This is a genomic window from Pseudomonas sp. YeP6b (assembly GCF_025642995.1).
GTDB lineage: Bacteria > Pseudomonadota > Gammaproteobacteria > Pseudomonadales > Pseudomonadaceae > Aquipseudomonas.
The window spans coordinates 1,775,746-1,797,919 of record NZ_CP080090.1 but is presented as its reverse complement, the minus strand read 5'-3'; the positions used below and the strand labels follow the sequence as shown (position 1 = coordinate 1,797,919).

Annotated in this window: 19 protein-coding genes; 1 reads left to right on the top strand and 18 read right to left on the bottom strand. The window is 58.6% G+C overall.

Features of this window, described 5'->3' with window-relative positions; genetic code table 11:
• Positions 1-29: 29 nt before the first annotated feature.
• The 18 genes from tilS to rpsB form a co-directional block, all read right to left on the bottom strand.
• Positions 30-1,349 (bottom strand): tRNA lysidine(34) synthetase TilS, encoded by a 1,320-nt coding sequence (gene tilS, locus KZH41_RS08030; protein ID WP_263274648.1) that lies wholly within the window; start codon positions 1,347-1,349, stop codon positions 30-32.
• 164 nt (positions 1,350-1,513) lie between these two features.
• Positions 1,514-2,461, bottom strand: coding sequence for an acetyl-CoA carboxylase carboxyltransferase subunit alpha (locus KZH41_RS08025; protein WP_064451162.1), 948 nt, complete (start codon positions 2,459-2,461; stop codon positions 1,514-1,516).
• Positions 2,462-2,590: 129 nt separating this feature from the next.
• Entirely contained in the window at positions 2,591-6,112 is a 3,522-nt protein-coding gene (gene dnaE / locus KZH41_RS08020) for a DNA polymerase III subunit alpha (RefSeq protein ID WP_242154769.1), read from the bottom strand.
• Between the two features lie 214 nt (positions 6,113-6,326).
• Positions 6,327-6,959, bottom strand: a complete 633-nt coding sequence (gene rnhB, locus KZH41_RS08015) for a ribonuclease HII (protein WP_094950044.1) — start codon at positions 6,957-6,959, stop codon at positions 6,327-6,329.
• The gene (lpxB, locus tag KZH41_RS08010) at positions 6,956-8,095 is read right to left on the bottom strand and encodes a lipid-A-disaccharide synthase (protein WP_406979137.1); all 1,140 of its coding nucleotides are present in this window, start codon (positions 8,093-8,095) and stop codon (positions 6,956-6,958) included. The genes rnhB and lpxB overlap by 4 nt, the downstream gene beginning before the upstream one ends.
• A 2-nt stretch (positions 8,096-8,097) precedes the next feature.
• Positions 8,098-8,874, bottom strand: a complete 777-nt coding sequence (gene lpxA, locus KZH41_RS08005; protein WP_263274647.1) for an acyl-ACP--UDP-N-acetylglucosamine O-acyltransferase — start codon at positions 8,872-8,874, stop codon at positions 8,098-8,100.
• Entirely contained in the window at positions 8,871-9,311 is a 441-nt protein-coding gene (gene fabZ, locus KZH41_RS08000) for a 3-hydroxyacyl-ACP dehydratase FabZ (protein WP_003172281.1), read from the bottom strand. The genes lpxA and fabZ overlap by 4 nt, the downstream gene beginning before the upstream one ends.
• A gap of 111 nt (positions 9,312-9,422) precedes the next feature.
• Positions 9,423-10,478: a UDP-3-O-(3-hydroxymyristoyl)glucosamine N-acyltransferase gene (gene lpxD, locus KZH41_RS07995; protein ID WP_242154767.1), complete on the bottom strand. Its 1,056-nt coding sequence runs from the start codon at positions 10,476-10,478 to the stop codon at positions 9,423-9,425.
• Between the two features lie 3 nt (positions 10,479-10,481).
• Positions 10,482-10,985: an OmpH family outer membrane protein gene (locus KZH41_RS07990; protein ID WP_003172279.1), complete on the bottom strand. Its 504-nt coding sequence runs from the start codon at positions 10,983-10,985 to the stop codon at positions 10,482-10,484.
• A 45-nt stretch (positions 10,986-11,030) separates the two neighbouring features.
• A complete protein-coding gene (gene bamA, locus KZH41_RS07985) occupies positions 11,031-13,418 on the bottom strand; it encodes an outer membrane protein assembly factor BamA (RefSeq protein WP_094950048.1) in 2,388 nt (795 codons plus the stop codon).
• A gap of 74 nt (positions 13,419-13,492) precedes the next feature.
• Complete coding sequence (gene rseP, locus KZH41_RS07980) at positions 13,493-14,845, bottom strand: sigma E protease regulator RseP (RefSeq protein WP_094950049.1); 1,353 nt, start codon at positions 14,843-14,845, stop codon at positions 13,493-13,495.
• A gap of 53 nt (positions 14,846-14,898) precedes the next feature.
• Entirely contained in the window at positions 14,899-16,089 is a 1,191-nt protein-coding gene (gene ispC / locus KZH41_RS07975) for a 1-deoxy-D-xylulose-5-phosphate reductoisomerase (RefSeq protein ID WP_242154764.1), read from the bottom strand.
• The gene (locus tag KZH41_RS07970) at positions 16,086-16,895 is read right to left on the bottom strand and encodes a phosphatidate cytidylyltransferase (protein WP_094950051.1); all 810 of its coding nucleotides are present in this window, start codon (positions 16,893-16,895) and stop codon (positions 16,086-16,088) included. Before KZH41_RS07970 ends, ispC begins: the two co-directional genes overlap by 4 nt.
• A complete protein-coding gene (gene uppS, locus KZH41_RS07965) occupies positions 16,896-17,651 on the bottom strand; it encodes a polyprenyl diphosphate synthase (protein ID WP_016974405.1) in 756 nt (251 codons plus the stop codon).
• A 17-nt stretch (positions 17,652-17,668) separates the two neighbouring features.
• Positions 17,669-18,226, bottom strand: coding sequence for a ribosome recycling factor (gene frr / locus KZH41_RS07960; RefSeq protein WP_242154758.1), 558 nt, complete (start codon positions 18,224-18,226; stop codon positions 17,669-17,671).
• A complete protein-coding gene (pyrH, locus tag KZH41_RS07955; protein WP_048719949.1) occupies positions 18,223-18,966 on the bottom strand; it encodes a UMP kinase in 744 nt (247 codons plus the stop codon). Before pyrH ends, frr begins: the two co-directional genes overlap by 4 nt.
• Positions 18,967-19,177: 211 nt before the next feature.
• Complete coding sequence (tsf, locus tag KZH41_RS07950; protein WP_094950053.1) at positions 19,178-20,041, bottom strand: translation elongation factor Ts; 864 nt, start codon at positions 20,039-20,041, stop codon at positions 19,178-19,180.
• A gap of 191 nt (positions 20,042-20,232) precedes the next feature.
• Positions 20,233-20,970, bottom strand: coding sequence for a 30S ribosomal protein S2 (gene rpsB / locus KZH41_RS07945; RefSeq protein WP_003219330.1), 738 nt, complete (start codon positions 20,968-20,970; stop codon positions 20,233-20,235).
• A gap of 386 nt (positions 20,971-21,356) precedes the next feature.
• Between rpsB and map the strand changes: the two genes are divergently transcribed.
• A complete protein-coding gene (gene map / locus KZH41_RS07940) occupies positions 21,357-22,139 on the top strand; it encodes a type I methionyl aminopeptidase (protein ID WP_094950054.1) in 783 nt (260 codons plus the stop codon).
• Positions 22,140-22,174 lie beyond the last annotated feature (35 nt).

The window sequence follows — 22,174 nt, the reverse complement described above, 5'->3', positions numbered from 1 at the left end:
AGGGAGCGTAGTCTACCGGAAAGGCTCTATCAGCTCAAACCTTGATCGCAAGTCTGTGGCATCCAATCCAATTGCCAGTCACGCGGCGGCATGGCCCATAGCCCCGCAAGGCTTGGGACAGCCAGCAATTGCTCACCCTGATAGAGCAGCGGCAATCTGCCACGCACGAAGCCCGGCAACCCACATTCGTTAAGCAGACGCTTCAAGTCACGCCGGCCCCGACCTGGCACTTCAATGATTTCGCCGCCCTGGCGGTAACGGACCACAAACGGGCCTTCGGGGGCCTTGCCGATAAATTTCAGCTGGCCATTGCCGGGTAACTCTAGTGGGTTTTGCGGGCAGGGCCAGCTCACCGATGCGTCGGAAAATTCCGACCAAGTGGTGGGCAACCACCAAAGGCGTTCGCCGCAACGATGCAACTGACCATCGGCCAGGCGCCACAGCGGCTGTGCGTCGCCCTTGGCGTCACGCAGGGAATACCAGCCGGCCCAGTGGTCGCTGTCGGGTAAACGGGTCAGCGGTGTCAGCCAGTGGCGCAGGACGTTGCGTTGACGGGCGTCGGAAAGTTCGCGCAATGGCGCAAGCACCAGCGACGGCAAAGCCAGCCAGGGAAACGGCGAAGGTTGATCGGCGGCTTGCAGGTCCATGCGCGCCAACTCGTCGAGCAGGCCTTGGGCTTCGCTCAGATGCTCAGCAGTGCGAGCCAGGCTGGAAACTGCTTGGGGCCAACGCTGCGTCAGCGCGGGGAAAACACGGTGACGCAGGTAATTACGCGAGAAGCGTGGATCAGCATTGGAGGGATCTTCGATCCAGGCCAACTGATGCTCACGGGCGTAGGCTTCCAATTCAGCACGCGAGGCTTTCAGCAGCGGCCGCACCAAGTGGCCACCCGCCAAAGGGCGATGTGCGGGCATTGCCGCCAACCCGCGCACGCCGGCCCCACGCAGCAGGCGAAACAACAAGGTTTCAGCCTGATCGTCGCGATGCTGCCCGGTGAGCAACACCTCCCCTGCCCCGGTGGCCTCACTAAACGCCTGATAACGCGCGTCACGCGCTGCACGCTCAAGGCTGGCGCCGGGCTGGACGTGCACGCGCATCACCCGCAAGGGCACGCCCAGGCGGTCACATACTGCTTGGCAATGACTGGGCCAGGCGTCGGCGGCAGCTTGCAGGCCATGGTGGACATGGATTGCGCTGAGTGGTGGAAGAGTGTCGGTGTTTGCCAGGGTGGCCAGGAGGTGCAGCAGAACGGTGGAGTCCAGACCACCCGAGAATGCGATATGCCAGGCCGAGGCGCTGCGCCAGGGAGCCAGGGTTTGCAGAAGTTTGGCAGATAGGACCGATGTCATCGAAGCACCCCGAGCATGATCGTTCCCACGCTCTGCGTGGGAATGCATCGCGTGACGCTCCGCGTCACCTATGCGCAGGGCTCAAGCCTTGCACCGCCCTCGGGACGCGGAGCGCCCCAGCCGGCGTTCCCACGCAGAGCGTGGGAACGATCGTAGCGTCGACTTTAGAGACCGTAGCTCATCAGGCGCTCGTAACGACGGGCCAGCAGCGCCTCGTTATCGAACTTCTTGAGCATCGCCAGTTGCGAGCCCAGCTCCGCGCGGATGGTCGCGGCCGCGGCGGCCGGGTCGCGGTGGGCGCCGCCCAATGGCTCGGCGATGACTTTATCAACGATACCCAAGCCCTTGAGGCGATCAGCCGTGATGCCCATGGCTTCAGCAGCGTCCGGCGCTTTTTCGGCGGTTTTCCACAGGATCGAGGCGCAACCTTCCGGCGAGATCACCGCGTAGGTCGAATATTGCAGCATGTTCAGTTGATCGCAGACGCCAATGGCCAGTGCACCGCCGGAACCACCCTCACCAATCACGGTGGCGATGATCGGGGTTTTCAGGCGCGCCATGACACGCAGGTTCCAGGCAATCGCTTCGCTCTGGTTGCGCTCTTCGGCGTCGATACCTGGGTAAGCACCCGGGGTGTCGATGAAGGTCAGGATCGGCATCTTGAAGCGCTCGGCCATTTCCATCAGGCGGCACGCCTTACGGTAGCCTTCAGGGCGCGGCATGCCGAAGTTGCGACGAACTTTCTCGCGCACTTCACGGCCTTTCTGGTGACCGATCACCATCACCGGCTGGTCGTCCAGGCGAGCGATACCGCCCACGATGGCCGCGTCGTCGGAGAAGTGGCGGTCGCCGTGCAGCTCGTCGAACTCGGTGAAGATGTGCTGAATGTAGTCCAGGGTGTACGGACGGCGCGGGTGGCGAGCCAGGCGCGCGATCTGCCAACTGGTCAGCTTGCCGAAGATGTCTTCGGTGAGCGTGCTGCTCTTGTCTTGCAGGCGAGCGATCTCATCGCCGATATTCAGCGAATTGTCATTGCCGACCAGGCGCAATTCTTCAATCTTGGCTTGCAGGTCAGCGATCGGCTGTTCGAAATCAAGAAAATTCGGGTTCATAAGCGTCCGTCTTGGGTCGACGGCCAAGGAGTGCCTGGCCAGCCGGTTGTCTATTCGCGCCCTACCTTAAGGGAGAGGCGTGTTTAGGTCGAGATTAAATGTTCAGTCGAGATCAGACATATCTGACCGTCAACGGTATTGGAGGAAGACGTTGTCTCGCCCGAACTGGTCACGCAAAGCTTGAATCAAGCCATCAGCGGGATCAATTCGCCACGTCTCCCCGAACTGCAACATCGCCTTGGCGTCATTGCCGGTGTACTCCATGGTCACCGGGCACGCGCCACGGTGGCGCTTGAGCAGGTCACCCAACCAGCGTAGCTGATCGCCCTTAAGGGCTTCGGTCTTGACCTTCAAACGCAGGCTTTCGGCGAGGTTGGTGCGCGCATCTTCCATGCTCATCACCCGCTTGATTCGCAGGCGCAGGCCGCCGGAGAAGTCGTCGTTGCTGACCTCCCCTTCCACCACCACCATCGCATCAGTCTGCAGCAACGACTGTGCGGAATGGAAGGCGTCGGCAAACAGCGAGGCCTCGATCCGGCCCGAGCGGTCGTCGAGGGTGATAAAGCCCATCTTGTCGCCCTTCTTATTTTTCATCACCCGCAGGGCGATGATCATGCCAGCGACGGTCTGAGTGTCTCGCGCCGGTTTCAGGTCAATGATGCGCTGACGGGCGAAACGGCGGATTTCGCCTTCATATTCGTCAATCGGGTGACCGGTAAGGTACAGGCCCAGGGTGTCTTTCTCGCCCTTGAGCCGTTCCTTGAGGGTCAGCTCCTTGGCCTTGCGGTGGTTGGCGTACACATCCGCGTCTTCTTCAACGAATAACCCGCCAAACAGGTCGGCGTGACCGCTGTCGTGGGTGCGGGCAGTCTGCTCGGCGGCCTTGATCGCTTCTTCCATGGCGGTCAGCAACACTGCACGGTTGCGGTCGATATTCGCTTGGTAAGCCTTCGGCTCATCATGGAAATACGGGCCGAGACGGTCGAGTGCGCCGCTGCGGATCAAACCATCGAGGGTGCGTTTGTTGATGCGTTTAAGGTCAACCCGCGCACAGAAGTCGAACAGGTCCGTGAACGGCCCATGCTGGCGCGCTTCGGTAATGGCTTCCACTGGGCCTTCGCCCACCCCTTTGATCGCGCCCAGGCCATAAATGATGCGGCCTTCGTCGTTCACCGTGAACTTGAACTCAGAGGCGTTCACGTCCGGCGCGTCGAGGCGCAGCTTCATGGTGCGCACTTCCTCGATCAAGGTCACGACCTTGTCGGTGTTGTGCATATCCGCCGAGAGTACCGCGGCCATGAACGGCGCCGGGTAGTGGGCTTTCAGCCAAGCGGTCTGGTACGACACCAGGCCGTAGGCGGCGGAGTGAGATTTGTTGAAGCCATAACCGGCGAATTTTTCTACCAGGTCGAAGATGTTACCGGCCAGGTCCGCGTCGATATTGTTGGTGGCGCAACCTTCAATGAAACCGCCGCGCTGCTTGGCCATTTCCTCGGGCTTTTTCTTACCCATGGCGCGACGCAGCATGTCTGCACCGCCGAGGGTGTAACCGGCCATGACCTGGGCGATCTGCATCACCTGTTCTTGATACAGGATGATGCCGTAAGTCGGCGCCAGTACCGGCTTGAGGCCTTCGTATTGGTAGTCGGAGTGCGGGTACGCCAGTTCGGCGCGACCGTGCTTACGGTTGATGAAGTCATCCACCATGCCCGATTGCAGCGGGCCGGGACGAAACAGTGCCACCAGTGCGATCAAGTCTTCCAGGCAGTCGGGCTTGAGCTTTTTGATCAGCTCCTTCATGCCGCGCGACTCGAGCTGGAACACCGCCGTGGTTTCGGCTTTTTGCAGCAACTGGTAGGTCGGTTTGTCGTCCAGCGGGATAAAGGCAATATCCAGCGGCTCTTCGTTGACCTTAGCGCGCTCGCGGTTAATCGTCTTCAGCGCCCAGTCGATGATGGTCAGGGTCCGCAGGCCGAGGAAGTCGAACTTCACCAGGCCGGCGGCCTCAACGTCGTCTTTGTCGAACTGGGTAACCAGGCCGCCGCCTTCTTCATCGCAATAAATCGGCGAGAAGTCGGTGAGCTTGGTCGGCGCAATAACTACACCGCCGGCGTGTTTACCGACGTTACGCACCACACCTTCGAGCTTACGCGCCATGTCCCAGATTTCGGCAGCTTCTTCATCAACCTTGATGAAGTCACGCAGGATTTCTTCCTGCTCATAGGCCTTTTCCAGGGTCATGCCGACTTCGAACGGGATCATCTTCGACAAGCGGTCCGCCAGGCCGTAGGACTTGCCCTGCACCCGCGCCACGTCACGAATTACCGCCTTGGCCGCCATGGAACCGAACGTGATGATCTGGCTGACCGCGTTGCGGCCGTATTTCTCGGCCACGTACTCAATCACGCGGTCGCGACCGTCCATGCAGAAGTCGACGTCGAAGTCGGGCATGGAAACCCGTTCCGGGTTCAGGAACCGTTCGAACAGCAGGTCATATTCCAGCGGGTCGAGGTCGGTGATCTTCTGCACGTAGGCCACCAGCGAACCGGCACCTGACCCCCGGCCCGGACCTACCGGCACGCCGTTGCTCTTGGCCCACTGGATAAAGTCCATCACGATCAGGAAGTAACCGGGGAACCCCATCTGGATAATGATATCCAGCTCGAAATTCAGCCGGTCAACGTAGACCTGGCGTTTGGCCTCGTAATCTTCAGTGGTGTCCTTGGGCAGCAGAACGCTGAGGCGATCTTCCAGACCATCGAAGGACACTTTGCGGAAATACTCGTCGATGGTCATGCCATCGGGAATCGGGAAGTTGGGCAGGAAGTGCTTGCCCAGCTTCACTTCGATGTTGCAGCGCTTGGCGATTTCGACGGAGTTTTCCAGGGCCTCGGGCAGGTCGCTGAACAGCTCGGCCATCTCGTCGGCGCTTTTGAGGTACTGCTCTTCGCTGTAGTTCTTCGAGCGGCGCGGGTCATCCAGGGCCCGGCCTTCGCCGATGCACACGCGGGTTTCGTGGGCCTCGAAATCTTCCTTCTTGATAAAGCGCACATCGTTGGTCGCGACCAGAGGCGCACTCAGCTTGTCAGCCAGGCCCACGGCGGCGTGCAGATGCTCTTCATCATTGGGGCGGTTGGTACGTTGGACTTCCAGGTAGAAGCGGTCGGGGAAAACCGCCATCCACTCGCGGGCCAGCACTTCGGCTTCCTGCGGGTTGCCGCCGAGCAGCGCGATACCGATCTCGCCCTCTTTGGCCGCCGAGAGCATGATCAAGCCCTCGCTCGCTTCGGCCACCCACTCGCGCTCGATGATGATCGAGCCGTTACGCTGGCCGTCGATAAAACCGCGGGAAATCAGTTCGGTGAGGTTGCGATAACCCACGCCGTTCATCGCCAACAGGCTGATGCGGCTCAGGGGGTTATCCGGGTCTTTGTTGGACAGCCACAGGTCGGCGCCACAAATCGGCTTGATGCCGGCGCCCATGGCGTTCTTGTAGAACTTGACCAGGGAACACATGTTGTTCTGATCGGTCACCGCTACCGCAGGCATGTTCATGCCCACCAGGGTTTTGACCAGCGGTTTGATCCGTACCAGGCCGTCGACCAGGGAGTATTCAGTGTGCAGGCGCAGGTGAACGAATGAAGCCGGCATAGTGATCCTGTCTTAAACTTAGAAACAACAAAACCCGGAAATCCGGCATTTAAAGCTACTGCGCTTGGTAATGCTGCGTTGAACAGCGCCTCGAAATGCTCATTGGCTAAAGCCAACTCCGCTTTCTCGCTGCTGCTCGCCTTGCCTTACCGGCGCTCGCTACGCTTTAAAGGCCGGATTGTACCGGGCCTTAAGCAAAACATCAGCCTCGCGACTAAACCTCGCCGAGGCTCTCACGCAGCTCGTAAGCCTGACGCACCGGGGCGAACGAACGGCGGTGGATCGGTGTAGGGCCGAGGCGAGCCAAGGCTTCCAGATGAACGGGCGTCGGGTAGCCTTTATGGCCGCCGATGCCATAGCCGGGGTAGATCAATTCGAACGCGGCCATTTCACGATCACGGCTGACCTTGGCCAAGATCGAGGCCGCGGCAATGGCTGGAACCTTGCTATCGCCCTTGACTACCGCCTCTGAGGGCATTGCCAATTTCGGGCAACGGTTGCCGTCGATCATTGCCATTTTTGGCGTGATGTGCAGGCCTTCCACCGCGCGCTGCATGGCCAGCATGGTGGCGTGGAGAATATTCAGCTCGTCGATTTCTTCGACTTCGGCCCGAGCGATATGCCAGCTCAGGGCTTTTTCGCAGATCTCGTCGTACAGTTTTTCACGACGGGCTTCGGTGAGTTTTTTCGAATCGTTGAGGCCGAGAATCGGGCGGTTCGGATCAAGAATCACCGCCGCCGTAACGACTGCGCCACACAACGGGCCACGCCCTACTTCGTCAACACCCGCCACCAGTTCGTGGGCTTGGGCAACCAGGCTGAAATCCAGGCCCATTTGCTTCGTCATAAGGCTTCCTGTTTATGGCCGATCAAGGTCAGCACAGCATCTGCCGCCTGGTTCGACGCATCACGGCGCAGGGTACGGTGAATGTCGTCGAAACCACGGGTCTGCTCTTCGCCGCCATCGATCAAGGGTAGTAGAGTTTGCGCAAGCGCCTCAGGCGTTGCATCGTCCTGCAACAACTCCGGCACCAGCAGACGCTGAGCCAGCAGGTTGGGCAAGGAGATGTAAGGACTTTTGACCATACGCTTGAGAATCCAGAAGGTCAGCGGCGCCAGGCGATAAGCCACAACCATTGGGCGCTTGTAGAGCAAGGCCTCCAGTGTGGCGGTGCCCGATGCGATCAGTACCGCATCGCAAGCCGCCAGGGCCAGGTGCGATTGACCGTCCAGCAAGGTCACCGGCAGGTTGCGTGCTTCAAGCAGCGTTTCGATTTGTGCACGGCGTTGCGGGCTGGCACACGGCAACACGAAACGTATGCCAGGCTTCAACGTCTGCAGGCGCTCGGCGGCATCAAAAAACAGCGCCCCCAGACGGCCCACTTCACCACCACGACTGCCCGGCATCAGCGCGACGAGAGGACCGTCGGCCAGGCCTAGCTCAGCACGGGCGGCGGCGCGGTCGGCCTGCAAGGGAATGGTGTCGGCCAGGGTGTGGCCGACAAATCGGACCGGTACGCCCTTCTCTTCGTAAAACTTGGCTTCGAACGGCAGCAAAGTCAGCATCAAGTCGCAGCCTTCACGAATCTTCAGCACCCGCTTCTGACGCCACGCCCATACCGATGGGCTGACGTAGTGCACGGTCTTGATTCCGGCCTGACGCAACTTGAGTTCGATATTGAGGGTGAAATCCGGCGCATCGATTCCGATAAAAACGTCAGGCTTTTCTTCGATCAGGGTCTGAATCAGCAGCTTGCGGCGAGCCAGAAGCTCACGCAGACGGCCCAACACTTCGACCAGCCCCATGACCGACAGACGCTCCATGGGAAAGTAAGACGTGAGACCTTCGGCCTGCATGAGCGGGCCACCCACGCCGATAAACTCCACCGCAGGGTGCTGGGCCTTGAGGGCCCGCATCAAACCGGCGCCCAGAATATCGCCTGAAGCTTCTCCGGCGACCAGCGCGATACGCAGACTAGCCATGATTAGCGAGTGATGCCGCGAGTCGAAGCCTGGATCGAGTCACGGAATATCGCGACTTCCGGGAACAACGCGGCAGGCTCGGTCAGTTCGGTCAGCGCTTGGTCAACCGTCAGCCCCTGGCGGTAAACCACTTTATAGGACCGGCGCAGCGCGTGAATCGCCTCTTCGCTGAAACCGCGACGGCGCATGCCTTCGAAGTTCATGCTGCGCGCCTCAGCCGGGTTGCCGAACACGGTGACGAATGCAGGAACGTCCTTGCCTATCGCAGTGCCCATGCCGGAAAAGCTGTGGGCGCCGATATGGCAATACTGGTGCACCAGGGTGAAGCCGGACAGGATCGCCCAGTCGTCAACGTGCACATGGCCTGCCAGCGCAGTGTTGTTGACCAGGATGCAATGGTTGCCGATCACGCTGTCATGGCCGATGTGCGCATAGGCCATGATCAGGTTGTGATCACCCAAGGTAGTTTCTGCACGATCCTGCACCGTGCCACGGTGAATGGTCACGCCTTCTCGGATGATGTTGTGGTCACCGATTACCAGGCGCGTTTCTTCACCTTTGTACTTCATGTCCGGAGTGTCTTCACCTACCGAGGAAAACTGGTAGATGCGATTGTGTTTGCCAATCCGGGTCGGACCTTTAAGGATCACGTGTGGCCCGATGACAGTCCCCTCGCCGATTTCAACACCTGCGCCGACGATCGACCAAGGGCCGACCTCAACGTCGGCGGCCAGAACGGCCGACGGATCGATGATTGCGCGAGGGTCAATCAAACTCATAGTTTGCGTTCCGCACAGATGATCTCAGCGGAGCACACCGGCTTGCCGTCCACCGAGGCCTGGCATTCGAACTTCCAGATCTGGCGCTTGCAGCTGATGAACTTGGCTTCCAGGATCAACTGGTCACCCGGGGTGACCGGGTTGCGAAAGCGCAATTTGTCGGAGCCCACGAAATAGTAAAGCGTGCCATCGGCAGGCTTGAGGTCGAGCATTTTAAAACCAAGGATACCGGCAGCCTGGGCCATCGCTTCGATGATCAACACGCCCGGCATGATTGGATGCGCAGGGAAGTGACCGTTGAAGAATGGTTCGTTGATGCTGACATTCTTGTAGGCACGAATGCGCTTTTCCTCGACGTTGAGGTCCACTACACGGTCCACCAGCAGGAACGGGTAACGGTGAGGCAGGTATTCGCGAATCTCGTTGATGTCCATCATTTCGGGGGGAAGCCTGTAATAAAGATTGGGGGCGGGCGGACTAAACGCACGCCCCGCTAGCAAATCAAGGAGGCAGTCTAGCGGCTGTGCACACTTGATATGGAAATGGTATCAGCCTTCTGATGAAGCATTACCGCCAGGGGTCACGTCCCCAACACGCTTTTCCAGCTGTTTAAGGCGTCTAGCCATGTCGTCAAGCTGCCTCAAGCGCGCTGCACTTTTGCGCCATTCAGCCGCAGGCTGCATGGCGGTACCGGATGAGTAGGCGCCTGGCTCGGTAATCGAGTGGGTCACCATGGTCATGCCGGTAATGAAGACGTTGTCGCAAATATCGATATGCCCCACCAGCCCAACGCCACCGGCGAGCATGCAATGCTTGCCGATTTTGGTGCTGCCGGAGATCCCTACGCAGGCGGCCATGGCGGTGTGATCGCCAATCTGCACGTTATGGGCGATCTGGATCTGGTTGTCGAGCTTCACACCGTTACCGATCACGGTATCGGCCAAGGCCCCGCGATCCACAGCAGTGTTGACGCCGATTTCCACGTCATCGCCGATCAATACGCCGCCGACCTGAGCAATCTTGTGCCAGACACCTTTGGAGTTGGCAAAGCCAAAACCTTCGCCACCGATCACAGCGCCGGACTGAATGACTACCCGCTCACCGATACGCACGTCGTGGTACAGGGTGACGCGAGGCGCCAGCCAACCATCAGCACCGATTTCGCAGCGCGCGCCGATAAAGCAATGCGCACCCACGGTGACGCCGGCAGCAATGCGGGCACCACTCTCGATCACCGCAAATGCGCCAATGCTGGCCGCAGGGTCAACCTGGGCATCATCGGCGATGACGGCCGATGGATGAATACCACCCGCGGCCTTGGGCTTTGGATCGAACAGGTGCGACGCCCGGGCGTAAGCCAGGTAAGGATCGGCCACCACCAGCGCATCCCCGGTAAACCCTTCAGCATCGGCGGCCTTCAGCAAAACGGCTGCGGCTTGGCTGTCGACCAGGTATTTACGGTATTGGGGATTTGCGAGGAAGCTCAACTGAGCTGGGCCAGCCTCCTGCAAGGTGGCTAGCCCAGTGATTTCTTTCTCCGGGGAGCCACTCAAGGTGGCCCCCAGGAACTCGGCCAACTCGCCGAGTTTGATAGTCGCGGTCATGGCTTACTTCAGCTGGTTCATGCGCTCGATCACCTGGCGGGTGATGTCGTATTGAGGCTTGACGTCAATGACGGCGCCGCGCTCGAACACCAAGTCAAAGGCACCTTTCTTGATGACTTCTTCCACAGCGCTGTCGAGTTTCGGCTTGAGCTGCTTGAGCATTTCACGGTCAGCAACGGCTTTGGCTTCGTTCAGCTCCTTGGACTGGAACTGATAGTCACGGGCCTTTTGCTTGAATTCAAGCTCCAGACGCTCACGCTCGCCTTGCTGCATTTTGTCGCCACCGGCTACCAGACGGTCCTGAATGCCTTTGGCGCTGCTTTCCAGCGTCTTGAGCTTGGTCAGTTGCGGACCAAACTTCTTCTCGGCATCCACGGCGTATTTCTTGGCCGCGTCAGATTCCAGCAGAGCCATCTGATAGTTCAGGACGGCGATTTTCATTTCGGCGAAGGCCGGGGTGGTTACCAGCACGGTGGCCAGCAGAACCAATTGAGTCAACTTACGCACGATGTACTCCTACAGAATCCGTTGTCGTTATCTTGGGTCAGACGCTTAGAACGTCTGGCCGAGGGAGAATTGGAAAATCTGGGTTTCAGCGTTATCCGGTTTCTTGATCGGCATGGCCAGAGCAAAGCTCAGCGGGCCAAGCGCGGTCACCCAGGTCACACCAACACCCACGGAGCTGGCCAAGTTACTCAGGCTGACGTCGTTGCACTGAGTCTGGGACTTCACGCCGCTCGGGTTGGTGACCTGCTGACACTTGGAATCGAACACGTTACCCACATCCCAGAACAGCGAAGTCCGCAACGAACGCTGATCCTTGACGAATGGCAGTGGGAACAGAAGCTCCGCACCACCCTGGATCAACACGTTACCACCGAACGCCAGAGGGTCATTGTTGGAGTCAACGGTGGTGCCCTGGTTACCGGTTACAGCCTGACCACGGCTTGGGGTACCACGTGGGCCCAAGGTGCTGTCTTTGAAGCCACGCACCGAGTTGAAGCCACCGGCATAGTAGTTCTCGTAGAACGGCAGCCCATTGGTCGAACCATAACCGTCGCCATAACCCAGCTCAGTGTGCAGGCGCATGGTGTAGTTATCGCTCAGCGGCTGGAACAACTGGCCACGGTAGTCGAGTTTGAAGAACGACAGGTCGCTGCCCGGCGTAGTGGCTTCCGCAGTCAAGCTTTGGGAATGGCCACGGGTTGCCAGCACACCTTTGTTCAGGGTGGATTCCGACCAACCGACCGAAGCCTTGAAGTTCAGGAACTGATCACCCTCGCGACGCGTGAAGTCGAAAATCTCGTCCGTGGTGTAAACACCAGTCTTGATTTTGTCCTGCTGTGCAGTAAAGCCGAAGGTCAGGCGCGAAGTTTCGCTGATCGGGTAACCGATGTTGACACCGGCACCAAGACTGTCGATCGCATAGCTCGCAACGTCAACGTTAAGGTCTTTGTAGTCAGTGGTGCGGTAAAAGGCGTTGTAGCCCAGGCTCACACCGTCAGCAGTCCAGTAGGGGTCCACATAACCGAAGTTATAGCGGCTCTGGTATTCGCTTCGGGTCAGGCCGATGGAAACTTTGTTACCGGTACCGAGGAAGTTGTTCTGGGTGATCGAGCCACCGAGGATCAGGCCGGCACTCTGTGCGAAGCCGACGCTGGCGGTGATCGAGCCCGACGCTTGTTCTTCAACGGCGTAGTTCACGTCGACCTGGTCATCCACACCCGGTACGGCCGGGGTTTCAACGTTGACTTCTTTAAAGAAGCCCAGGCGTTCAAGACGGGTCTTGGACTGGTCGATCAGGTAAGTCGACGCCCAGCCACCTTCCATCTGGCGCATTTCACGACGCAGCACTTCGTCCGCAGACTTGGTGTTGCCACGGAAGTTGATGCGGTTCACGTAGGCACGCTTGCCTGGGTCGACGACGAAGGTGATGTCCACAGTGTGGTCATCATCGTGCGGAGTCGGAACGCCGTTGACGTTGGCGAAGGTATAGCCTTCGTTACCCAGACGACGGGTGATCAGCTCGGAAGTAGTGGTCATCAGCTTGCGCGAGAACACTTGGTTCTTCTGCACCAGCAACAGCGCCTTGACCTGGTCTTCAGGTACTTTCAGGTCGCCGCTGAGCTTCACGTCACGAACGGTGTATTTCTCGCCTTCGTTGACGTTCACAGTAATGTAGACGTGCTTCTTGTCCGGGGTGATGGACACCTGGGTCGAAGCGATATCCATGTTGATATAGCCACGGTCCAGGTAGTAGGAACGCAGACGCTCCAAGTCACCAGAGAGCTTTTCACGGGCGTACTTGTCATCGTTCTTGAAGAACGACAGCCAGTTGGTGGTCTTGAGCTCGAACAGGTCGATCAGGTCGTCATCAGCGAACTTGGTGTTGCCCACCACGTTGATGTGCTGAATTGCCGCCACGGTGCCTTCGTTGATGTTGACCTTCAGGCCGACACGGTTACGAGGCTGGGGGACCACTTCAGTTTCCACTGACGCTGAGTAGCGACCCTGGGCAACGTACTGACGTTGCAGTTCGTTACGCACACCTTCAAGGGTGGCGCGCTGGAAGATCTCACCCTCGGCAAGGCCGGATTGCTTGAGACCCTTCATCAAGTCTTCAGTGGAGATCGCCTTGTTACCCTCGATCTCGATACTGGCGACGGAAGGTCGCTCGACGACAGTGATGACCAGGACGTTGCCTTCGCGACCCAGTTGGATATCTTGAAAGAACCCGGTTTTGAACAGCGCACGAGTGGATTCCACCAGGCGACGATCATCCGCCTGTTCCCCGACGTTCAACGGCAAGGCACCAAACACGCTACCGGCGGAAACCCGCTGGAGGCCGTTGACGCGAATATCGGAGATAGTGAAGGACTCGGCGTGAACTTCGGCGATCATCAATACGGTGAGAACCGCAGTTAGCAGCAGACGTTTCATGAAGTCCTTTCTTATTCCAACTGGCAATAAACAAACTGCCGCAAAATGCGGCAGATTCGCAATTCAGCGAAGCGTTACAGTCGTCCCAGATCGTTGACCAGAGCTAACAACATCACTCCGACCACCAAACTGATACCGATCTGTATCCCCCAACCCTGCACCCGATCCGACAAGGGGCGACCACGCACCCACTCGACCAGATAAAACAACAGATGCCCCCCATCCAATACTGGGATGGGCAGCAAATTCAGAACTCCAAGGCTAATACTCAGATAAGCCAGGAAATTCAGGAAATCCGCGACACCCGACTGGGCAGAAGCGCCCGCCACTTTAGCAATGGTTATCGGTCCACTCAAGTTTTTTACCGAGAGCTCGCCGAACAACATTTTCTTGAGCGATTCGAGGGTCAGCACACTCATGGTCCAAGTGCGCTTTGCACCCTCACCAATCGCCGCCAAAGGCCCGAAACTGACCTCGCGCACCATCGACGGTGGCCACTCGACACCTTTCACCCCTGCACCGAGATACCCCCCGGCTGCCTTGGCTTCCCCACGAACCGACAAGGTCACGGGGACGTCGATTTGAGCACCATCGCGCTCAACTTTCAGCACAATTTTGGTATCAGGGCGTACACGCACCAGATCGACCACTTGCTGCCAGTCACCCAGCGCCTGACCATCAAGGGCCAACAGACGGTCGCCGGTTTTCAGGCCGGCAGCCTGCGCCGGGCCCTTCGGATCCAGCTCGGCGAGCACCGGCGGCAACGCCGGGCGCCAAGGACGAATACCCAGGGACTTGATCGGATCAGGTTCGTCCGCCCCTTTAAGCCAATGGTCCAGAGCCAATTCGCGCGGCGTCTCGGCAGTGGAATCCTGTTCGCGCACCACTACATTGATGGTGCCGCTTTCACCCATGCGGCGCACCAACTGCAAATTGACAGCGCCCCACCCGGTGGTCGGCTCGCCATCAATAGAAACAATTTCCTGCCCGGCGACCAGGCCAGCCTTGGCCGCCATGCTGTCCGACTCGACTGCGCCGATGACCGGGCGCACCTGCTGGCTGCCCATCATGGCCAAGACCCAGAAAAACACTATCGCCAACAAGAAGTTGGCGATCGGGCCGGCCGCAACAATAGCGATACGCTGACGAACGGTCTTGCGGTTGAAGGATTGGTCCAACTGATCAGCAGGCACTTCGCCTTCGCGCTCATCGAGCATCTTGACGTAGCCACCCAACGGGATGGCCGCAATCACGAACTCAGTACCACGCCGGTCGTGCCAACGTAGCAACGGCATGCCGAAACCGACGGAAAAGCGCAGTACCTTGACGCCGCAACGACGCGCCACCCAAAAGTGGCCGAATTCGTGGAAGGTAACCAGCACACCCAGAGCAACCAGGGTGCCGACGATCATGTAGAGCGCACTCATCTAATTTCTCCGCATTCCAATCCAGTGCCTGAGGGCTCAAACCTGCCCACAGACTAACGCGCGTTGCGGTTCAACCACTGCTCAGCCAGCGCACGGGCCTTGGTATCCGCCTCGAACACTGCGCCCAAATCATCCACTGCTACCACCGACTCAAGACTCAGAACGTCCTCGATGATACTCGCGATCTGCGGAAAGCGAATACGCTGCTCGAGAAACGCCGCCACCGCCACCTCATTGGCCGCATTGAGCATCGCCGGCGCGCTGTTACCCGCCTCGGCCGCCTGACGCGCCAGGCGCAGGCATGGAAAGCGCTGCTCGTCCGGCGCTTCGAAGTCCAGGCGTGCAATGGCGAACAAATCCAACGGTGCCACGCCGGAGTCAATCCGTTCCGGCCACGCCAGGGCGTTGGCGATTGGCGTACGCATGTCGGGGTTGCCCAACTGAGCCAACACCGAACCATCCACGTAGTCGACCAGGGAATGAATCACACTTTGTGGATGGATTACCACCTCGACCTGATCAGGCCGCGCGTCGAACAGCCAGCACGCCTCGATCAACTCCAGGCCTTTGTTCATCATGCTCGCCGAATCCACGGAGATTTTGCGCCCCATGGACCAGTTCGGGTGTGCACAGGCTTGATCTGGCGACACATGTTCAAGATCAGCCAGCGGAGTCTGCCGGAACGGGCCACCGGAAGCCGTAAGAAGAATCCGCCGCACACCCACCTGGCTCAGACCACGGGCAAAATCACCGGGCATGCATTGGAAGATCGCGTTGTGCTCGCTATCCAGAGGCAGCAGAACGGCACCGCTTTTGCGTACCGCCTGCATAAAGAGTGTGCCGGACATGACCAGCGCTTCTTTATTCGCCAGCAGGATCTTCTTGCCCGCGTCGACTGCCGCCAGCGTCGGGCGCAAACCTGCCGCCCCGACAATGGCCGCCACAACGGTGTCGACTTCGGAGTCCGCCGAGACCTGGCACAAGCCCTCCTCGCCCACCAACACCTGCGTGGCAAGGCCGGCGGCGCGCAGATCATCCTGCAAACCACGTGCGCCAGCTGCTTGCGGCACGACCGCAAAGCGTGGCGCATGGCGCACGCACAGAGCCAGCAACTCACTTAAACGCGTGAAGCCGGTCAGGGCGAACACTTGGTAACGATCCGGATGACGAGCAATCACATCCAGCGTGCTCAGCCCGACCGAGCCGGTCGCACCTAGCACGGTTACCTGCTGCAGGCGGCTCACGAAGCAGTCATCCACAACAGCACGGCAAAGACCGGGATCGCCGCGGTAAGGCTGTCGATACGATCCAGCACGCCGCCATGGCCCGGCAGCAGGTTGCTGCTGTCCTTGATCCCGGCCTGGCGCTTGAACATGCTTTCAGTGAGGTCGCCCACCACCGAGATAAACACCACGACAGCCGTACCCAACAGGGCCAGGAGTATTTCCTTCACCGACCAGTCGCGCACAACCCCCACAACCAGCGTGATCACCAATGTGAATGCCAGGCCGCCGTAAACACCTTCCCAGCTCTTGCCCGGGCTGACTGACGGCGCCAGCTTGCGCTTGCCGAAAGCCCGGCCCGAGAAATAGGCACCGATATCAGCCCCCCAGACCAGCACCATCACCGCCATGATCAGCCAGTTACCCATTGGCGAATTCTTGATTTCCACCAACCCTTGCCAGGCCGGCAGCAAAATCAACAAACCAATCACTAACTTGCTGGCCACACTCGACCATTGGCTACTCGTACGCGGGTAGGTCAGCACCAGGAAGGTCGCCAGCGCCCACCACAGTACCGCCGCGCCCAGCACCCAAGGCACGACAATGCTTGAGAGCGTATGCATGAGAAACAGCAGCAGCGCCACCACAGCGGCGTACACCACACGCGGCAACTGCTCGCTGAAACCCGCCAGGCGCGCCCATTCCCAGGCACCCAGGGTCACGACCAGGCCGATAAACAGCGCAAAGCCGGAACCGTCGAGCAGAAAAAAACCGCACAAGGCAATCGGCAGCAGGATCAGTGCTGTGATGATTCGTTGTTTAAGCATTTAAACCCGGGCTCCAGCTTCGATCTGCTCGCTCGTTTTACCGAAGCGACGCTGACGGGAAGCGAAATCGGCCAGCGCATTGCGCATGGCATCGTGTTTGAAGTCCGGCCAGAACAGGTCGGAGAAGTACAGCTCGGTGTAGGCCAGTTGCCACAACAGGAAGTTGCTGATGCGGTGCTCGCCACCGGTACGGATGCACAAGTCTGGCAACGGCAGGTCGCCGGTTACCAGGCAGGTTTGCAACAGTTCGGGCGTGATGTCGTCGGGCCGCAGGTGCCCGGCCTGCACTTCGCGGGCAAGCCGCTGCGCTGCCTGGGCGATATCCCACTGGCCACCGTAGTTGGCTGCAATCTGCAGCACAAAACGGTTGGCACCCGCAGTAATGGCCTCGGCTTCGCGCATGGCCGCTTGCAGCTCCGGATGGAACCGCGAGCGATCACCAATGATGCGCAGGCTGATGTTGTTGTCGTTGAGGCGCTTGGCCTCACGACGCAGCGCCTTGAAGAACAGGTCCATCAAGGCACTGACTTCTTCGGCGGGCCGCTGCCAGTTCTCGCTGGAGAAGGCAAACAGGGTCAACACTTCAACCTTGGCCTCGGCGCACACCTCAATCACGGCGCGCACCGCATCGACACCCGCTTTATGCCCGGCAACGCCCGGCATAAAGCGTTTCTTCGCCCAGCGATTATTCCCATCCATGATGATCGCGACATGGCGCGGCACCACGGAGGGCACAGTCTGCTTGGTCTTTTCCATGAAGGCGTCCTGACCCCTTATACGGCCATCAGGTCCTTTTCTTTTTCTTCCGTGGCCTTGGTGATCTGGGCCTCAGCGTCTTTGGTCAGCTTGTCGATATCAGCGACGGCACGACGCTCTTCGTCTTCGCTGATTTCTTTATCCTTGACCAGTTTCTTCAGGTCACCCAACGCATCGCGGCGGATGTTACGCACAGCAACGCGAGCATCTTCGGCTACGCTGCGCGCCTGCTTGGTGAAGCCCTTACGGGTTTCTTCGGTCAAGGCTGGCATGGAGATCAGCAACAACTCGCCCAGGTTGGTCGGGTTGAGGTTCAGACCGGCGCTCTGGATCGCTTTGTCGACAGCGCCGAGCATGTTGCGCTCGAAGGCGACGACTTGCAGGGTGCGCGAGTCTTTTACGGTGATGTTGGCCACTTGGGTGATCGAAGTGTCTGCGCCGTAGTACGGCACCATCACGCTACCCAGGATGCTTGGGTGGGCCTTGCCGGTACGAATCTGACCAAATGCGTGGTTCAGAGAGTCCAGGGATTTCTGCATACGCTCTTGAGCGTCTTTCTTGATTTCGTTGATCATTGTTGGCCTTCCTCGATCAGAGTCCCTTCCGCGCCGCCGTGTACGATGTTCAGCAGGGCGCCGGGCTTGTTCATGTTAAATACGCGCAGCGGCATCTTGTGGTCGCGGCACAGGCAGATAGCCGTCAGGTCCATCACGCCCAGCTTGCGATCCAGCACTTCATCATAAGTCAGATGATCGAACTTCTCGGCATGCGGGTCTTTGAATGGGTCTGCAGTGTAAACACCGTCAACCTTGGTGGCCTTGAGCACCACGTCCGCGTTGATCTCGATACCACGCAGGCACGCAGCCGAGTCGGTGGTGAAGAACGGGTTGCCGGTACCGGCAGCAAAAATCACCACCTCTTTGGCATCCAGGTGACGCATGGCTTTGCGCCGATCATAGTGATCCGTTACGCCAACCATGGAAATAGCCGACATGACGATAGCGGTGATATTGGCGCGCTCGAGGGCGTCACGCATGGCCAGGGCGTTCATCACAGTGGCCAGCATGCCCATGTGGTCGCCTGTTACCCGATCCATCCCGGCAGCGCTCAGCGCCGCACCGCGGAACAGGTTGCCGCCGCCGATCACCAGGCCCACCTGAACACCGATACCGACCAACTGGCCGACTTCCAGTGCCATGCGGTCGAGTACCTTGGGATCGATCCCGAACTCTTCCGAGCCCATCAGGGCCTCGCCGCTAAGCTTGAGTAGAATGCGTTTATAGCGAGCCTGATAACCACTGCCCTGCTGAGCCATTGCGAATCTCTCCTGCGGCGTATTTTTTAAAAATTCTTGGCGAGCCGTTTACGGCTTGCGTTCACTCTAGCTGGACGCTATCACAGCGCCATCGGAACACGGCTTTGTAAGCCAGTTCCGAAAGGAAACCAAATAAAAATTGGCCTTCCCATTTGAAAAGAGGCTGCGCGCGTGAGCGGGCAGCCTCTTTCGGCGACAGTTAAAAACTGTCTTATTGCTTGGCGGCAGCCAGCTGGGCAGCAACTTCTTCAGCGAAGTTGTCGACCGGCTTCTCGATGCCGTCGCCTACTTTGTAGTAGGTGAAGGAAACGATTTCAGCACCGGCTTTCTTAGCCAGCTCGCCAACCTTGATTTCAGGGTTCTTGACGAACGCCTGCTCAACCAGGCTCGCTTCAGCCAGGAACTTGCTGATACGGCCTTTGATCATGTTTTCAACGATGTTTTCTGGCTTGCCGGCGATCTTGTCGGCGTTCAGGCTCAGGAACACAGCTTTTTCGCGCTCGATTGCGTCAGCAGACACTTCCGATGGCAGCAGGAACTCAGGGTTGCTGGCTGCTACGTGCATAGCGATGTCTTTAGCCAGCTCAACGTCGCCGCCTTTGAGGGCAACCACAACGCCGATTTTGTTGCCGTGCAGGTAGCCACCAACCACATCACCTTCGATGCGCGCCAGACGACGGATGTTGACGTTTTCGCCAACCTTGCCGACCAGTACCAGGCGAGCAGCTTCTTGAGCTTCGATCAACGGCTCGACGGTGGTCAGCTTGTCGTCGAATGCTTTCTTGACGCTGGCAGCAACGAACGCTTTGAAGTCGTCCTGCAGAGCCAGGAAGTCGGTCTGCGAGTTCACTTCCAGCAGAACTGCGGCTTTACCGTCTTCAACCAGAGCGATAGCGCCTTCAGCAGCTACGTTGCCTGCTTTTTTGGCAGCCTTGATGGCGCCGGAAGCACGCATGTCATCAATGGCTTTTTCGATGTCGCCGCCGGCCTTGGTCAAGGCCTTTTTGCAATCCATCATGCCTTCGCCGGTACGCTCACGCAGTTCTTTAACCAACGCTGCAGTAATCTCTGCCATTTCAAAATCCTCTTGGATAGGTTTTCAACCATTCCACCCGATCAAACGGGCGATCAATTCTTCCCGAATCACCCTTGTAGGCCGCTGCACGTTACAGAAGTTGTAGCTGCGCTGCCGACAAATGGTTTTCGAGGTGGCAAAAAGGGGGCCAAGCCCCCTTTTTGCTTACTGAGTCAACGCCAGGGCGTCAGTTACTCAGCGGCAGCTACCGGAGCTTCTTCAACGAACTGCTCGGTACCACCAGCAACGTGGTTGCGACCACGGATTACAGCGTCAGCCATCGAACCCATGTACAGCTGGATAGCGCGGATTGCGTCATCGTTGCCTGGGATGATGTAGTCAACGCCTTCCGGGCTGCTGTTGGTATCGACTACGCCGATAACCGGGATGCCCAGCTTGTTGGCTTCGGTGATCGCGATGCGCTCGTGATCAACGTCGATAACGAACAGTGCGTCAGGCAGACCGCCCATGTCCTTGATACCACCCAGGGAACGATCGAGCTTTTCCAGGTCGCGAGTGCGCATCAGCGCCTCTTTCTTGGTCAGCTTGGCGAAAGTACCGTCTTCGGCTTGCACTTCAAGGTCACGCAGACGCTTGATGGAAGCACGGATGGTTTTGAAGTTGGTCAGCATGCCGCCCAACCAGCGGTGATCGACGTACGGCGAACCGCAACGTGCTGCTTCTTCAGCAACGATCTTGCCAGCGGAACGCTTGGTGCCGACGAACAGAATCTTGTTTTTGCCCTGGGCCAGACGCTCTACGAAAGTCAGAGCTTCGTTGAACATTGGCAGGGTTTTTTCAAGGTTGATGATGTGGATCTTGTTACGCGCGCCGAAAATGTATTTACCCATTTTCGGGTTCCAGTAACGGGTCTGGTGACCGAAGTGCACACCGGCCTTCAGCATATCGCGCATATTGACTTGGGACATGATAGTTCCTTAATAAGTCGGGTTTGGCCTCCACGTATCCCAATGACCAACCAGCGGCATTCGCCTCCGGCACCCAGGTCATCGTGTCGACACGTGTGTGGATTTAAGCTCTGCGGGGCATCCCCGGAAAGCGGCGCATTTTATACCACACGAAGGACAAAAACGAAACCCGCAATCACATTTGCCGTGTTCGTCTTTTGTGTAAGCCTTTGAATAGAGCCAACATGCCCCCATCTTATAGAGAGAAGCGATCGTCAGACGCTCATGATTTGCCGCCAGCGTCTGGTAGAATCACGTTTTTTTGGGGCTTGTGCGAATTCTGCAACCTTTTGTCGCACACCCGTAAACCGTATTGATTTCAGCGCCTCGCGCTAGAGAGAGTCTGTATGACCGTTACTTTGAAAACCGCCGAAGACATCGCCGGCATGCGCGTTGCCGGCAAACTGGCTGCCGACGTGCTGGAAATGATTGCCGAACACGTCAAGCCAGGCGTCACCACCGAAGCCCTGGACCGCATCTGCCACGACTATATAGTCGACGTGCAAAAGGCCATCCCTGCGCCGCTGAACTACAAAGGCTTCCCCAAGTCGATCTGCACCTCGATCAACCACGTGGTCTGCCACGGCATTCCGGGCGACAAGCCGTTGAAAGACGGTGACACCCTGAACATCGACGTCACCGTGATCAAAGATGGCTACCACGGCGACACCAGCCGCATGTTCCACGTCGGCAGCGTGCCGGTCTGGGCTGAGCGCCTGTCCCAGGTCACCCAGGAATGCATGTACAAGGCCATCGAGATCGTAAAACCCGGCTGCCGCCTGGGCGATATCGGTGAAGTGATCCAGAAGCACGCTGAAAAGAACGGCTTCTCGGTAGTCCGCGAATTCTGCGGCCACGGCATCGGCAAGGTGTTCCACGAAGAGCCGCAGATCCTGCACTACGGCCGCGCCGGCACCGGCATGGAACTCAAAGCCGGTATGACCTTCACTATCGAGCCGATGATCAACCAGGGCAAGGCTGACACCAAGGTGCTGGGCGACGGTTGGACTGCTATCACCAAGGACCGCAAGTTGTCGGCCCAGTGGGAACACACCTTGCTGGTCACCGAGACCGGCTACGAGATCTTCACATTGCGCGCCGACGACACGATCCCACGTATTTCGGCCTAATGTTTGCCTCGGTTTTCCCCCGTAACCCTGTGACC